Here is a 14,263-nt window from a genome sequence, read left to right on the forward strand (position 1 = left end):
ATGTTACTACCATTTCTGTTAATCCTGTCTCTCATTGCCAAGTTCATTGAAATTGACATTTCCGTACCTAGTTTTCCTGATATGGTGCACTATTTTAACGTACCGGAAGGCATAATTCAATTAACTATTGCTTATAATTTCCTAGGCTTTTGCATAGGAGGGTTGTTTTTTGGTCCATTGTCTGAATGCTATGGCAGAAGGAGAATTATGATCATAGGTAACACTTTGTTATTAATCGGCGCTGTTGGTTGTGTTTTTGCACCGTCGATTTTTTGGCTTTTAATCTCTCGCTTTGTTCAGGGCATTGGTGTTAGCACATCTGTAGTTGTGTTTGCAATCGTTGCAGACAGCTACAAAGGCGACGAAGCGGTGAAATTTATTGGAATCATGAATTCTGTTCTTACAGTTGTCATGGCAATTGCGCCAGTGTTAGGCAGTTTCATCAATGAAATTGTAGGATGGCGTGGTAATTATGCAACTGTTGCAATACTTTGTTTGATCTCTTGGGTTTTGCTGCTTTTAGCGTTACCAGAAACAAAAAAGAGCCGCGATATTTTCAGTTTGAAAAAAACGATGAAAGATTACAGAAAACTACTATCTAATCCGAGGTTTGTTACGTTGTCTTTGATGTCAAGCCTCTTTTCTGCTGCGTATATGTCATTCATTACTTGTGGACCTTTTCTGTATATGAAGACTTTTGGTTTATCTAGCACTATTTATGCACTACATCAAGGTGCAATAGTTGGGTGCTTCTCACTCATCAGTCTATTTGCTGGCAAAATCTTGCAGAAACTTGGAGCAATAAAGTGTGTAATTTCTGGTACGAGCGTGGGTGCTATTGGGTCTCTATTGCTTGTAATATTCAGTATAATTGTACCCCACTCTTTCTACTTAGTAACACTGTCTATGATTATTTTTTCTATCGATTGTGCAATTTTCCAGCCAGTGATTTTTAATGCATCAATAAATGTTTTCCCTGAAATTAAAGGCACAGCTTCTTCTGCAGTCTCGTTCATTAGAGCTTTTATCATGGCTATTTTTATCGGCTTAACAAGCTACATTTACAATGGTCAAACAATTAGTGTAGCTGTTCTTGTTTTATCCGCGATAGTACTAGAACTTGTTTTTACTGTCTATCTATTGCGTTTAAAAGATCCTATGTAATTAATAAAGATATTCCATTGTAGGCTGCTAACTTTCCCCTGCCAATCTTTCTGCTTCATTACGTGAGATTAATGCCTCAATAAATTCATCTAGTTCGCCTTCTTTTATAATCTGCTCTAGCCGATGTGAAGTTAGATTAATTCTGTGGTCTGTTATTCTTGATTGTGGGAAATTATATGTTCTTATGCGCTCGGAACGATCACCAGAGCCAATCTGACTTTTCCTCATTGTTGACCTTTCCATTTCTTTTTTTTGTCTTTCAATTTCGTATAGCCTTGCCCTCAATACTTTGAGCGCTTTAGCTTTATTTTTATGCTGCGATTTTTCATCTTGCTGTATCACAACTATCCCTGTTGGCAAGTGGGTGACCCTTACTGCGCTGTCAGTTGTATTCACTGATTGCCCTCCAGGACCACTGGATCTATAAACATCTATTCGTAAGTCTTTTTCTTCTATTTTAAAGTCAACTTCTTCTACTTCAGGTAATATCGCAACAGTAGCGGCAGAGGTATGCAACCTTCCTGAAGATTCAGTTTCTGGCACTCTCTGTACTCTGTGCACTCCTGATTCAAATTTCAACCTTGCAAAAACTTCTGTTCCATTAATGAGTGCAGAAGCTTCCTTATATCCACCTATACCTGTATTAGAAATGCTTATTGGCTCGAACTTCCAATTTCTTCTTTCTGCATATTTTTGATACATACGAAATAACATTGCTGCAAATAATGCTGCTTCTTCTCCGCCTGTACCTGCTCTAATTTCTAATATTGCATTTCTTGAGTCATCTTCATCTTTGGGCAATAATGCTAACTTTAATTTTGCTTTTATTTTTGGTAATAATACCTTGTGCTTTTCGAAAAATTCTTCTTTTGCTAACTCTTTTATATCACCTTCGCTGTTTTCATCTTTCATTATTTCTTCTAAGTCTGAAATTTCCTCTTTCAGCGTGTTATATTCATCAATTATCTTGATTATTGGCCTGAGCTCAGAGTATTCCTTTGAAAGGGTAATGAATTCTTTTTGACTTAAATTGGTAGGATTTTCCAAATTCCTCTCTATATCATTAAATTTTTTCTTTAAGTCTTGTAAATTATTTTCCATATCCATATAGCACAGATCTAGCTAAGTAATATATACTGAAATAAAAAATTTCTTATATCAAGCAATAACACTATAATATACCTACTACCTTCTAGTTGAATATAATGGCAAAACAGATAACATCAAACTGCAATTTCATATTTGGAGCTTCGGATATAAAATCATTACCAAATGAGTCGGCTCCAGAGATTGCGTTTGCTGGTAGATCAAATGTAGGAAAATCCAGTCTGATCAACTTACTGATAAACAGCAAAAAAGCTGCCAGAGTTTCCTCTAAACCTGGATGCACTAGACAAATAAATTTTTACTCTATGTACGATGATAAGTTCAGACTTGTTGATCTACCAGGGTATGGCTACTCTCATGCAGGCAAGGAGGAAATTATACAATATTTAAACTTAATTGAGTATTATCTAATTCAAAGAGAAAATCTAAGAAGAGTGTTTGTGTTGATAGATAGCAAGGTAGGATTAAAAGAAATAGACAAAGACTTCATTTATTGGTTAATATATAATAACATTAACTTTAACATTGTGCTAACAAAAATAGATAAAGTAAGTCAAAAAAGCTTAGGTGCTGTTATAGAAGATATTCAAAAATGGATTAATAATGAGAATGTGTCAATTCATCAAATGAGCATCCGTGTTAAGCATAAAATAACCAAGGTAAGAGATGAGTTTTTCAAGTTTACAAGATAAAAAAATGAAGAGTAGTGAATTTTTAAAGGGTGAGGTGTCATTTGAACAAAAAGCAGAAATATTACTTGAAGTGCTATCTAACATACCTAGCTTTGTAGGCGAGACTTTTGTCATTAAATGCGGTGGTACAATAATCTTAGATGAAACACTATTTAATACTTTTGTGCATAATGTTGTCTTGTTGAAGCAGCTTGGTATAAATCCGGTAATAATTCATGACGGAGAATATGAAATTAACTCAGTGTTAAAAATGCTGGATATGAACAGTAAGTTTGTGAATGGTATCAGACTTACAGACAAAGACACTATGAAAATCATTGAAATGGCACTGTGTGGTTCAGTTAATAAAAAAATTGTTCAGTATATAAATTCTGCTGGTGGTTCAGCTATTGGATTATGTGGAAAAGATGGTAACTTAATTAAAGCCGAAAAAATAACCGCTACGCTTAGAGAAGATAGATCAAATAATATCGAAAAGATATTAGACATGGGGTTCATCGGTAGACCCACTGAAATCAATCCTGATATATTATTTTTTATTGAAGAATCAGATTTTATACCAGTTATTGCACCAATTGGTCATGGAAAAGATGGGGAAACATATCATATTGATGCCGATAGCACTGCAAGCGCAATCGCAATCGCAGTTTCTGCATCTAAAATGATAATCTTGAGTGACACAGATGAAGAAATAGATAAAATTGGTGGCAGGAAGATATCTGTTAAAAATTTAAATGCATCGATTGATTGTGGGAAAATTAAAGGGGAAAAATTTATTGAAAGGCTTATGGCATACGTTAAAATGGCGGAGGAATGTGCTGGAGTTGTTCACATAGTTGATGGTAGAATATCTAACATTATGCTTGATTTATTTACTGAGAGTAATTCAAGCATATCGATTGTGAGTGATTTATAGCTATACTGCTTGCAACTACACGAATACCAAGAGGGTGTCATTCAAGTAGCTGACACTGGAATGACAACAATCTACGTCATACCGCGATTCATTCGCGGTATCTCTAGATCCCGCTAACAAGTAGCGGGATGACGGTTGTCAGGGTGTCATCCCAGCGCCCAGACACTGGGATCCAGAAGACTTAATTTCAACCAAGTGGCTGCATAATAAGGACTAGATTCCAGACTGGAATGACATCATAGAGGCACTGGGATGACAAAAAAAGGAGCACTGAACTTGTCAAGGAATTTTATGGCCTAGCGTCACGCGCTGGAATGACATCATTTACATTTATCACTTTTGCAGATACAATTTACATGCTATAATTGAGTCTTCATAGATGGTAAATTGGAGTGCAAAGAAGTAAAATTAAAGTAGAAATAAAAAGATTATCACACGGAGAAGGCTTGTCTCTTCCATGTTATGCAACTACGCAGAGTGCTGGCATGGATCTTTATGCTGCATTGAATGATTCTGCTGTTTTAAATCCACTTGAAAGATTACTTATTCCAACTGGAATTGTGATTGCAATACCAAACGGTTTTGAGGGGCAAATCCGCCCACGTTCTGGTCTTGCTGCAAAACATGGAATCACTGTCTTAAATTCTCCGGGCACTATAGACTCTGATTATCGAGGTGAAGTTAAAATTTGTCTAATTAATCTAAGTAATCAGCCATACGAAATAAAAAGAGGAGATAGAATCGCACAAATCCTTATTTCTCCTGTATCTCAGGTAATTTGGGATGACAGAGAAGAATTCTGCGCAGAAGAAACCGGTCGCAATGCAGGGGGCTTTGGCTCAAGCGGCAGGTAGCTTACGAAAAAGCTTGACTATGACAGTTTTTTTATTTAAGCATATTAATATTTGAGGTCGTTTATGCTAACTTTCAAAAATCACTGTGGTCAATTCCACAAAACAAATACTGCACTTGTTGCACTTACTTCTTTGTATGTCATAGGCGCAGCAGTAGCACTTTCAGCACCATATTGGGTGTCTTCAACTTGCACGCTTGCTCCACTTGCAGCTTTTGCAGCTACACCACTTGGAATCGGTATATTAGCAATTGTTGCTGTTGCACTGGTTAGTTCAGCAATTACGCTATCAGCAAAAACAATGAAATATCTGAGTTGAGAGCTCCGAAGATTGTTGTTAATAACGATAGAAAAAACGGTAAAGAAACAGCATTGCTAGTAACAAAAGACACATTTAAGGAAATGGCAAGGAATAACCAAGTTAAAGATGAAGAAGGTAAGGTAGAAAAGGGTAAACATTATATAGCCTTCAGCTTAGAAGGCAAGAACTACCGTATTATTGTTGATATTAATCAGCTTACCAATACGCTAGGCAATACTTTACTCTTCGAGATAGGTTCACTAAAAGAGAAAAACGATGAAGGTAAGTTCGAGGCAGTAAATGAAACAAAGTGGAATAAAACATTAGGTTTAGACAAAGATGGTGCTAAAGGGGTTAACACTTATTTAGGCTCACTTATTGTTGAACAAGTTGCTTCTCAACAACAGACAGTATAGCCAAGTGAAATAAAAGAGGTAGATTAAGTCTGCCTCTTTGTTTTTTTTGATTTTTAGTGTTACGCGCATAACTGCATGGATGTTGCGATTCTCAAGGCAACGTATCTGTTTAGATGCATGGCTAATGCTGAAACAAAAATTCCAGTGTTCCCTTTCTTGTCATCCCAGTGCTTGACACATAACTGTACAAACATTCATTTTTGAAGGTAAATTGCACAACAGATAATGTCATTCCAGTGCTCCCTTTCTTGTCATCCAAGTAGCTGACACTGGGATGGCTTTGTTGCATCACACTTTATGAGATGGTGATTTATGGTAAATTCATGTAACTATCTCAAATTTAGCCATACCAATATCAGTGAATTTATTAAGCAAATAGCATTTAGTTCTTTTTCTCGATTTATCTCAGATTTATTCCTAAAACTAAATCCGAATATTTGCTTTAATCTTGAGAAAAACCCTTCAATATAAGATCTTTTCCCATAATTTACTTCTTTTTTTCCATTCTTTCATGCCATCTTCACCGTATAATTTTATTAACCTAATAGCAGCATTCCTGTCAGACATATAATCTATTTCTGGATGTTCTGCCGCATTGTTTATTGGTGGAATTTTTGTCTTTATATCATATTCGTTACACAACTTATAAAACTTGTGCCTATCACATGCCCTATCTGCATATAGTACTTTTATGACATACTGAAAATCGACTTCTTTTAGCAAATCACAAGCTCCATAGTGATCAGCCGTTACTGTATTTTACAGCTATGGCTTTTTTGCTGTTTGTATTCAACATTACATGCAATTTTCTTGTCTGTTCATAGCTGCGATACTTTCTATCTTCGCTATTTTCTTTGCTATGACCAGGAGTGTTGTTGTATATACTAATTCCTGTACTGTCTATAGCAATTTCGATATCTTCCATATTATTTTCTGCAATCATTGATCTTAATATTGAGTTTCTTAAACCTTCTTGATGATTGTGAATAGCTGATAACTTGCAAATTTTTCCCAATTTGCTCAAGGTATCCTGCTATAAACCCAACTGTTTGCCTCAGGCCTATTCTAAATAAACAAGTTATTATGTGCACCAAAATTACAACTTTATCGCTATAAATATTGTTGCCACCTGGTATTTTTGGACCATTCTCGTACCACTTTTCTATGGCTTCGTTGATATAATGAAAAATATTTCCTCTTTTTTCTAGAAATTTGTTATATTCGCTATGGTTACTGACCCTCATTTTTTGTGGCATATTTTTTCTTTCAAGGTTAAATGGCTATTTTATAATGAATTTTGTCAGTAGCCACCAGATTTTTTCAGTTGCTATGCAACAAAGCCATCCCAGTGTCAAGCACTGGGATCTGGTAGACAATGTTCATACAGCAGCTACTCGGATGACACCTTGTGCTTGCTGGCTATAATTGCTAAGGATTTTTATTTAATTTAACTGCATCTTTTGCCTTATCCAATAACCCATTAATAAAACCAATTTCGCTTGGTTTATCAAGTAAATCAGATGCAATGTTAGTATATTCATTAATGACAACTGGAACTGGCGTATCACAATTAGCTAACTCACATATTGCAACACGCAAAATAGATAAGCTTATAAGATTTAACCGTGAAAGGGACCAACTTTGGTGTAAATAAGACTCTATTATTTTATCATATTCTTCACTGCTTTTTATAACCTTATATAACAAGTTTTCTAAGAACTGATGTTCAAATTCTTCACATTCAAATATATCTTTCAACTTATTTATGTAGTCCTTAAGCTCACAATTTTCCAGTTTAAAAGTGCTTTTGTTGTAACCTACGAAAATATTTGAATAAGCAATTTGTACAGCAAGAAATCTTGCCGTGCTTCTTTTTATGCGCCACTTTTTATCTACTGGTTTTTCCTCCATTATTTTAATTTATTGTGTAAATCTATCATACGCAAAACAGTTGAGGCTGCATGGCCACCAACGTTCTTTTTGTTTTTATCAGCTCTAACTAGTGCTTTATCTTTGCTGTCAGCGGTAATTACACCCATACCAAGGGGTATTGCATAATGCATAACAACCTCATTTAAGCCTTCAATTACTCCTTTACAAACATATTGATAATGATCGGTTTCACCGCGAATTACGCACCCAAGAGCTAAATAACCATCATAATTAGTATGCCCACTCTTGACTGCAAAAAGAATTGTAGCTGGTATCTCAAATGTACCAGGAACCTCAACTACATCGTAACTGGCATTACTGCCTTTTAATTTATCAATTGCACCTTCAAGCAAAAGGTTCGCTATTTCAGTATAATAAATCGAATTAACTATTAGTATTCTCGACATTTACTACCACTTTTTTTGTTAAAAACAACTTTATTAATGACTGTTGAATTAGAGTTATAATATTACTAAATATCCAATATATTACCAGGCCGGCAGGAAAAGAAGAAAAAATAAAGACAGAAATGTAAGGTAAAAACTTCATAACATTTACTTGAATATCATCTTTACTGGTTTGATCTTTCTCACTTAGCTTCTGCTGAATTATCATGGTGGCACCGAAAATTATAGGTAAAATGCCTATAGAAATAGGAAAGTTATAATTAAACAACCCAAATAATGTAAAGATGTTCGTTGGGTCAGGAGCTGAAAGATCCTTAATCCATAAAAAAAAAGGAGCATGCCTCATCTCTATAGTAACAAATAATACTTTATATAGAGCAAAAAATACCGGTATTTGTATTAGCATGGGAAAAATGCTCGACATTGGATTTACGTTGTTTCTCTTAAACAATGCAATTGTCTCTTTATGCTGCTTTAAGCTGTCATTTTTATACAACTCTTTTATACGAGTTAATTCAGGCTGCAGGCTTTTTACCTTAAACATCGAAATATATGATCTATTAAATAAGGAAAGCATCAAAAGTTTGATTACTAAAGTCAGCAATAATATTGCTAAGCCAAAATTTTTTAAAACGAAGTTAAAATATTCAAGCAGTAAAAACACTGGTTTAGTTATAAAGTAAAGAACACCAAAATCTACAGCTTTATCAAACAGGGGTATATTGAGAGTGTCCTTATAAGAATCCAGTAAATTCAACTTTTTTGCTCCAGCAAAAAAATAATTCACATTAGAAACGCTTGCACCAGGAAGTATGCTCTTGTAAGGTTTGACAAAATCTACTTGGAATTTATCAGTATTATTAACGTTTGTGTGTTTAATGCTTACATTTATTTTATCAGATTTTTCAGGTATGATGGCTGTGAGCCAGTATTTATCAGCAAAACCAAACCAATTTTTTTCACTCGTGCTTGCTTTTATTAAATGTTTTTTGGAAATATCCTTATATGTCCACTCCTCTAGTTTATTATCAAATGCACCCAGTACTCCTTCATGGGATATCCAATAAGATTCGTTGATATTGTCACGTTTACGGTTAATTTTACCATAAGGAACCAAAACTACATTATCCTTTGTATTATTTTCAACAACTTGCTCAACTTTAAACATGTAATTATCGTCGAGGTTAATTTTCATTCTAAATAAAATGCCATTCTCATTGTCCCAAGATAAATTGACCTCTTTTTGATTAAGTTTATCTGCTCGCCAGACTGCTTTAGAATCTGGAACTTTAATCTTGTTACTCGGATCGAGCCACCCAAATTCTGCAAAATATACATCTTTTGATTCTGCAGGTGACAGTAACACCACTTGTGGAGAAGAAGAACTCGGTTCTAAGTGGTAATTAGTTAAAATTAAGTCATCAAACCTTGCACCTTTCAGAGAAATTGATCCTTTAATCATGTTATTGGTTAAACTAACCCTCTGTTCTCGAGTAGAATTAATAATTTCAGAACGATTTTGGTATATTATAGGAGCAAGGTCGTTAAAAGATTCGATATGTTCAATATTTTCAATCAATGGCTGGTTTTGGTTTGTACTAAAAAAATTATCATAAATAATACGCCAAGACACCATGATTAACATGGAAAGGATAGCTGCCAAAATTAAACTTTTTGCTTCTGACATGAAATTAAATCAAACATATCTTCTTAAAGTGTATACTAAATATTGTACTAAAACAATGAAATTTACTTATTTTTAATAATAACTTTTAACGCTGATCTTTAAAATTTATTTTAATAGCTTCAAATTTTAACAATATGAACGCGGTGAAAAATCTAGTTATTTGGTTGCTAATAATAGCCACTACTGCAATGCTTATTGATTCACAAAGGGACAAACTAAGCGACAGATTTCTCAGTACTTTTTTACCATATAAAGGAAGAATTCAAAATAGCGGTCAGAATAGTGGAAGTATTGAATTTACGAAGTCATATGATGGACACTTTTATATTCAGGCTCAAGTCAATGATCGCAATATAACGTTTTTGCTTGATACTGGAGCAACCGATATTGTTCTATCACAAAAAGACGCATTACATGTTGGTATTAACTTACAAAATGTTCAGGATTTTAAAATATATGAAACTGCGAAAGGTCAAATAAAAGCTGGAGTGGTTCAAATACCTCAAGTTAAAATAGGAAATTTTTTGATTAATGATGTACAGGCAAGCGTTAACACTCATTCTATGTCTCATTCACTACTTGGAATGAGCTTTTTAAGGTATTTTCATTTCACTATAAGAGATAATAAGTTGATATTATACCGCGACTAAACACTTCTACAATCTACTTATCAAAGCTCTGTAGGTCAATATAGGAGCAGAAATAAATATTGCAGAACAAGTGCCAATCAAAATACCAAAAAAAATGATCAAGCTGAAGTCTCTCACTGCATCTGTGCAGATTAATACCAAAGGAAGAGCAGCAAGAAGGGTTGTACCAGAAGTTAATATAGTGCGAAATAATGTAGCGTTGATACTTGCATCTACTACCTCACTCATCCGCCCACTTTTACCACTCCTGCGATACTCTCGAATCCGATCATATATAATTACTGAGTTATTGATTGAATAACCAATGACAGTAAGGAGAGCTGCAACTGATGAAATATTAAACTCAATGCCAGTTAAGCTAATAAAACCAACAGTTAAAATCACGTCATGAATCAGTGCTGTTATTCCACTGAATCCACATTGCCAATTAAATCTAAACCAAACGTAAAAAAATATTCCAACAATCGCGATCAACATGGATAACATTCCTTCAAATATATGTGTTGAGCTTATTTGTGGGCCAACATAGTCTATTTTACGACAGCTTATTGAGCTCCCCAGCTTTTCTTCTAGTATGCTTTTTATCTTTTTGATTTTATCTTCATCTCCTTCATCTTTAAAACGCATGACTAAATTATCACCCGCTTTTGAACTCTGCACTGTAAAACCATTTTCTTTTAATGCATCGAGAATAGAGTGATTCTCATCTGAAGATTTTATCTCTATCAAAATTCCGCCTGCAAAGTCTATGCCTAAGTTCACTCCACGCAGCACAACAGTGAATATTGAAAAGATGATAAGAATAATGCTAATTAATGCAGTCAAATCCCTATATTTACTAAACTTGATATCGAGGTTGTCTGGAATGAGTCTAAGTGCCATGCTATTTACTTAAACTTGAATTTTATATACTTTTCAAAAAATTCACTAGTTTATTCTGTGATTGTTTGATTATGTCAATTTTTCCATCAGTTAATTCTTGTCTGTCAATTAAGTTCTATCTAGCTTGCATACTACCATTTTGAAGTACATTACAAAAGCGAAATACTGCCAATTTGGCCCATCATTTTATCTCTGCAAGCTTATCCCCCCCTTGCTATGTTAGCAACGCAACCTAAGCTAGGTTCCTTCATAGCAGTGTTAGGTACACTGCCATATCTTTCAAAACTTTCATGCTCTATAGCTTCCTCAACACTTTTTCCTCCTAAAAGACAGTTTTCCCCTAAACTTTTTCCCCTATTTTTTAACTCATTAAGCCTTGCTCTGTTTTCCCCATCAATCTCCACTTTTATTTTATTGCTGCCTTTCTCACTAGGACTTAGATAAATACTTATCTCTCCTACCTCAGTAGTAAAAGGTCTGGTAGAGACTCATGACCTTGAAACCAGCGATTTGGTCTCATAACCATAGTCTCCCCAAAAGAACCGTGCTTGCGGATTTCCCGCACACGGCTCCACAATACAGCGTTCACACTAGTGCTCCTGTGTATAAAACATATACCTTTGGTTTTGGTAATGGATTTACTTTTAAATAGTGTATAAATTGTTCCCAATCCATACTTTTCTTTTGACTACGTCGGTTTATCCACTTAAATGCTAACTTTGTTACCGGTCGATAGAATTGAATCAAACACCGATAATTTCCGCTAACTCCGAAGTAGCTATAGTGTCCTGTTAGTTTGGCTTTAAGTTTCTGCCACCAATCTTTGAAACAGATACGACTTCGTACCATCTTCAACCATTCTTTGATTTCTTTAATCTTTCTGGCTAGGCTTATTTTTTTGAAGTTTTCTGCTTCATCATAAGTTTACCATTACGACTTTTCCACAATAATGTGTAAATCCTAGAAAGTTGAAGCTAGCCGTCCTACGTTTCTCTCTTTCTGCTTGATACCATTCTTTCTTACCAAACTTTACTATTTTTGTTTTATTTTCAGCTATTTCCAACCCAAATTTACTTAGTCTTTGTTTCAGTAATTCTAGAAATTCTTTTGCGTCTTCTTCCCTCTCGCAGCCAACTACAAAATCGTCGCAAAACCTTATTAGCTGTAAATATCCTCTGGCTTTTGGCTTAAATTTCTTTTCAAACCATAAGTCCAGCACATAGTGTAAGTATATATTAGCTAATACAGGGCTTACTATACCACCTTGTGGTGTGCCTTGATCGGTTGCTTTATAACATCCAACTTCGACTATTCCTGCCTTTAGAAATCGTTTTATTAACCACAATAAATTTGGGTCAGCTATTCGTTCCCTTAGACAATTCATTAGCCATTTATGTTGAACATTATCAAAGAACTTCTTGATATCCACTTCTACAATATAGTTAATTGGTTTGTGCATAACTGCTTTATCTAGAGCGTTTATCGCCTGATGACAATTTCTTCCTGGTCGAAATCCATACGAGCTGTCCATAAAGTTTGCTTCATAAATATTTTCTAATATCTTCTTTAGCATTACCTGTACCAACTTATCTTCCGTTGATGGTATTCCGAGACCGCGCTTCTCTTTGCTCCCGGCTTTGGGTATGTATACCCTTTTCACTGGTAGCGGTTGATATTGTTTTCTCTTCATACTATCCACTAGTGTTTTAAGTTTCTCTTCTAGATTTTCTCCATAAGCTTCCACTGTCACACGATCTATACTACAAGCCTTGTTGCGTTTTAGTTCCTTATAACACTCTGCAAGATTCTCTTCATTAATCAAATGAACTAATGATGTAAATTTTACTCGCTTATCTTGCTTAGCCCTTACTGCTATCTGGTTTAGTTTTCCTTGCATACTCCTCTAATCTCTGTTGTATTGGTATAGCAATCCCTATACCAGTCACTATATTGCTAACCGCTTCCCTTGTATGTGGCTTTCCCACACTCCGAGTACTATCAATTAGTCCGACTTCCTTTGCATCTTCCTCCAGTCCTCGCCTTTATTGACTTGTTCCAGAGTACCCTTACAGGAATACAAAGGATCTCCCAAGTTCACGTAAGGTCCATCTCAACACATGACGCGGCCTTCGATCCCGATGAGGTGAGTAATATCTTGCCTTAGCGTTATTACCCATGTTGCCTTCCACCAAATGTAAAGTGTCAGCCCCCATGACGCGTGAATTACGGGACTCAATACCTTCACTTTCGTTGCACCCTATGTTGTCCATTCCATTAGCTTTACTACGCTCGTTACCTTACGCAGCATAATGGTTTGTTCCAGGTTGCCGGCTAAGCTTTACCCGTGTTGGATTTTCACCAACTGTTCCTTACGCACTTCTTGGCGCACACATAATAACCCTCCTTTTTCAATTAATTCACTTGAGTCTTGAATTGGCTGTTCTTGTTTATCTGTTGTGTTTAAATTCATACTGTAACTCCTATATTGATTGATAAATTCAGAATATATCATAATTCCATCGGCAAGCCCTACTTCTGTTGCATTTTCTCCAAAATATAGCCCTGCCTCTGTTGATCGAATCTTTTCAATTGAAAGACCTCTGTTCCTTGCTATTAGCTGCACAAACATTTCATATAGTCGGTCTACTTCTTTTTGTAAGCTTTCCAGACTTTCAGACGTCATTGGCTCATGCGGATTTAAATCATTCTTTCGACTACCAGCAAAGATTGTGGTGTACTTAATACCTTGCTTTTCATCAAACCTACTTTGATCTATATGACTTGCTATTACTCCTATACTACCAACACCAGAAGTTCTGCTCACAAATACCTTTTCGCTACTCGAAGCAATTGCATACGCAGCAGAATACGCATCGTCATTTGCTATCGCTATTATCCTCTTTTTTCCTCTTGCACTATAGATAAAATCAGCTAAGTCAAATACACCGTTTACCTCTCCTCCTGGACTATCTATATCAAGCAGAATAGTTTCTATATCTTTGTTTGATAATGCTTCTTCTATTTCTTCTTGAATTTTCTCATATGATGTCATTCCCAGAAAATCGTCAAAAGCTCCTGGTTTTTTGGTCAAAATTCCATGTATTGCTATTACTGCTGTTTTTTCTATATTCTGATTTACTGCATGTTTTATATTTTTAAAGATAGGTTGTTTTCCTTTATATAGTGACAACAAGTCAAAGCTTTTTTGCTCTATCATCATCGGCCTACATAGCCAATTGGTTTGTAAAATTTCCAT

General features: G+C 35.2%; 18 protein-coding genes and 1 pseudogene. 7 read left to right on the forward strand and 12 right to left on the reverse strand.

Annotated features, from left to right (window positions below):
* Positions 1 to 1,164 (forward strand): multidrug effflux MFS transporter, encoded by a 1,164-nt coding sequence (locus J4T77_RS02605; RefSeq protein WP_233641107.1) that lies wholly within the window; start codon positions 1 to 3, stop codon positions 1,162 to 1,164.
* 27 nt (positions 1,165 to 1,191) lie between these two features.
* Here the strand turns inward: J4T77_RS02605 and prfA are convergent, their stop codons facing one another.
* Positions 1,192 to 2,271, reverse strand: coding sequence for a peptide chain release factor 1 (gene prfA, locus J4T77_RS02610; protein WP_007548640.1), 1,080 nt, complete (start codon positions 2,269 to 2,271; stop codon positions 1,192 to 1,194).
* 98 nt (positions 2,272 to 2,369) lie between these two features.
* On the opposite strand from prfA, the gene yihA reads away from it, so the two are divergent.
* From yihA to J4T77_RS02635, 5 genes are all read left to right on the forward strand, one after another.
* A complete protein-coding gene (yihA, locus tag J4T77_RS02615) occupies positions 2,370 to 2,963 on the forward strand; it encodes a ribosome biogenesis GTP-binding protein YihA/YsxC (RefSeq protein WP_010962460.1) in 594 nt (197 codons plus the stop codon).
* A gap of 4 nt (positions 2,964 to 2,967) precedes the next feature.
* Complete coding sequence (argB, locus tag J4T77_RS02620) at positions 2,968 to 3,879, forward strand: acetylglutamate kinase (RefSeq protein ID WP_010962459.1); 912 nt, start codon at positions 2,968 to 2,970, stop codon at positions 3,877 to 3,879.
* Positions 3,880 to 4,271: 392 nt separating this feature from the next.
* Positions 4,272 to 4,733, forward strand: coding sequence for a dUTP diphosphatase (dut, locus tag J4T77_RS02625; RefSeq protein ID WP_190321170.1), 462 nt, complete (start codon positions 4,272 to 4,274; stop codon positions 4,731 to 4,733).
* A 63-nt stretch (positions 4,734 to 4,796) separates the two neighbouring features.
* Entirely contained in the window at positions 4,797 to 5,051 is a 255-nt protein-coding gene (locus J4T77_RS02630; RefSeq protein WP_223823062.1) for a hypothetical protein, read from the forward strand.
* Entirely contained in the window at positions 5,048 to 5,449 is a 402-nt protein-coding gene (locus J4T77_RS02635; protein WP_223823061.1) for a hypothetical protein, read from the forward strand. The genes J4T77_RS02630 and J4T77_RS02635 overlap by 4 nt, the downstream gene beginning before the upstream one ends.
* A gap of 121 nt (positions 5,450 to 5,570) precedes the next feature.
* Here J4T77_RS02635 and J4T77_RS02640 read toward each other — a convergent pair whose 3' ends face one another.
* The 5 genes and pseudogenes from J4T77_RS02640 to yidC all read right to left on the reverse strand — a co-directional run bounded on the left by J4T77_RS02640 (position 5,571) and on the right by yidC (position 9,475).
* Positions 5,571 to 5,738: a hypothetical protein gene (locus J4T77_RS02640; RefSeq protein ID WP_167471207.1), complete on the reverse strand. Its 168-nt coding sequence runs from the start codon at positions 5,736 to 5,738 to the stop codon at positions 5,571 to 5,573.
* A 32-nt stretch (positions 5,739 to 5,770) separates the two neighbouring features.
* A pseudogene (locus tag J4T77_RS07535) lies at positions 5,771 to 6,705 on the reverse strand (IS5 family transposase).
* A gap of 172 nt (positions 6,706 to 6,877) precedes the next feature.
* Positions 6,878 to 7,360 (reverse strand): transcription antitermination factor NusB, encoded by a 483-nt coding sequence (gene nusB, locus J4T77_RS02660; protein ID WP_190321169.1) that lies wholly within the window; start codon positions 7,358 to 7,360, stop codon positions 6,878 to 6,880.
* On the reverse strand, positions 7,360 to 7,788 hold the full coding sequence (locus J4T77_RS02665) for a 6,7-dimethyl-8-ribityllumazine synthase (RefSeq protein ID WP_006279647.1): 429 nt from the start codon (positions 7,786 to 7,788) through the stop codon (positions 7,360 to 7,362). Before J4T77_RS02665 ends, nusB begins: the two co-directional genes overlap by 1 nt.
* On the reverse strand, positions 7,766 to 9,475 hold the full coding sequence (yidC, locus tag J4T77_RS02670; RefSeq protein ID WP_095742636.1) for a membrane protein insertase YidC: 1,710 nt from the start codon (positions 9,473 to 9,475) through the stop codon (positions 7,766 to 7,768). The genes J4T77_RS02665 and yidC overlap by 23 nt, the downstream gene beginning before the upstream one ends.
* Before the next feature lie 134 nt (positions 9,476 to 9,609).
* Between yidC and J4T77_RS02675 the strand changes: the two genes are divergently transcribed.
* Complete coding sequence (locus J4T77_RS02675) at positions 9,610 to 10,125, forward strand: TIGR02281 family clan AA aspartic protease (protein WP_006279648.1); 516 nt, start codon at positions 9,610 to 9,612, stop codon at positions 10,123 to 10,125.
* Positions 10,126 to 10,131: 6 nt separating this feature from the next.
* Here J4T77_RS02675 and secF read toward each other — a convergent pair whose 3' ends face one another.
* The 6 genes from secF to J4T77_RS02700 all read right to left on the reverse strand — a co-directional run bounded on the left by secF (position 10,132) and on the right by J4T77_RS02700 (position 14,263).
* Positions 10,132 to 11,007: a protein translocase subunit SecF gene (gene secF / locus J4T77_RS02680; RefSeq protein ID WP_190321168.1), complete on the reverse strand. Its 876-nt coding sequence runs from the start codon at positions 11,005 to 11,007 to the stop codon at positions 10,132 to 10,134.
* A gap of 200 nt (positions 11,008 to 11,207) precedes the next feature.
* Positions 11,208 to 11,411: a hypothetical protein gene (locus tag J4T77_RS02685; protein WP_070356769.1), complete on the reverse strand. Its 204-nt coding sequence runs from the start codon at positions 11,409 to 11,411 to the stop codon at positions 11,208 to 11,210.
* A 181-nt stretch (positions 11,412 to 11,592) separates the two neighbouring features.
* Entirely contained in the window at positions 11,593 to 11,856 is a 264-nt protein-coding gene (locus J4T77_RS02690; RefSeq protein ID WP_233641109.1) for a hypothetical protein, read from the reverse strand.
* Positions 11,857 to 11,923: 67 nt separating this feature from the next.
* Positions 11,924 to 12,904 (reverse strand): group II intron reverse transcriptase/maturase, encoded by a 981-nt coding sequence (gene ltrA, locus J4T77_RS02695; protein ID WP_233641110.1) that lies wholly within the window; start codon positions 12,902 to 12,904, stop codon positions 11,924 to 11,926.
* Positions 12,867 to 12,992, reverse strand: coding sequence for a hypothetical protein (locus J4T77_RS07015; protein WP_255717880.1), 126 nt, complete (start codon positions 12,990 to 12,992; stop codon positions 12,867 to 12,869). The genes ltrA and J4T77_RS07015 overlap by 38 nt, the downstream gene beginning before the upstream one ends.
* Before the next feature lie 353 nt (positions 12,993 to 13,345).
* On the reverse strand, positions 13,346 to 14,263 hold the full coding sequence (locus tag J4T77_RS02700; protein ID WP_223823098.1) for a S49 family peptidase: 918 nt from the start codon (positions 14,261 to 14,263) through the stop codon (positions 13,346 to 13,348).

Source organism: Wolbachia endosymbiont of Drosophila innubila (assembly GCF_021378375.1).
Classification (GTDB): domain Bacteria; phylum Pseudomonadota; class Alphaproteobacteria; order Rickettsiales; family Anaplasmataceae; genus Wolbachia; species Wolbachia pipientis.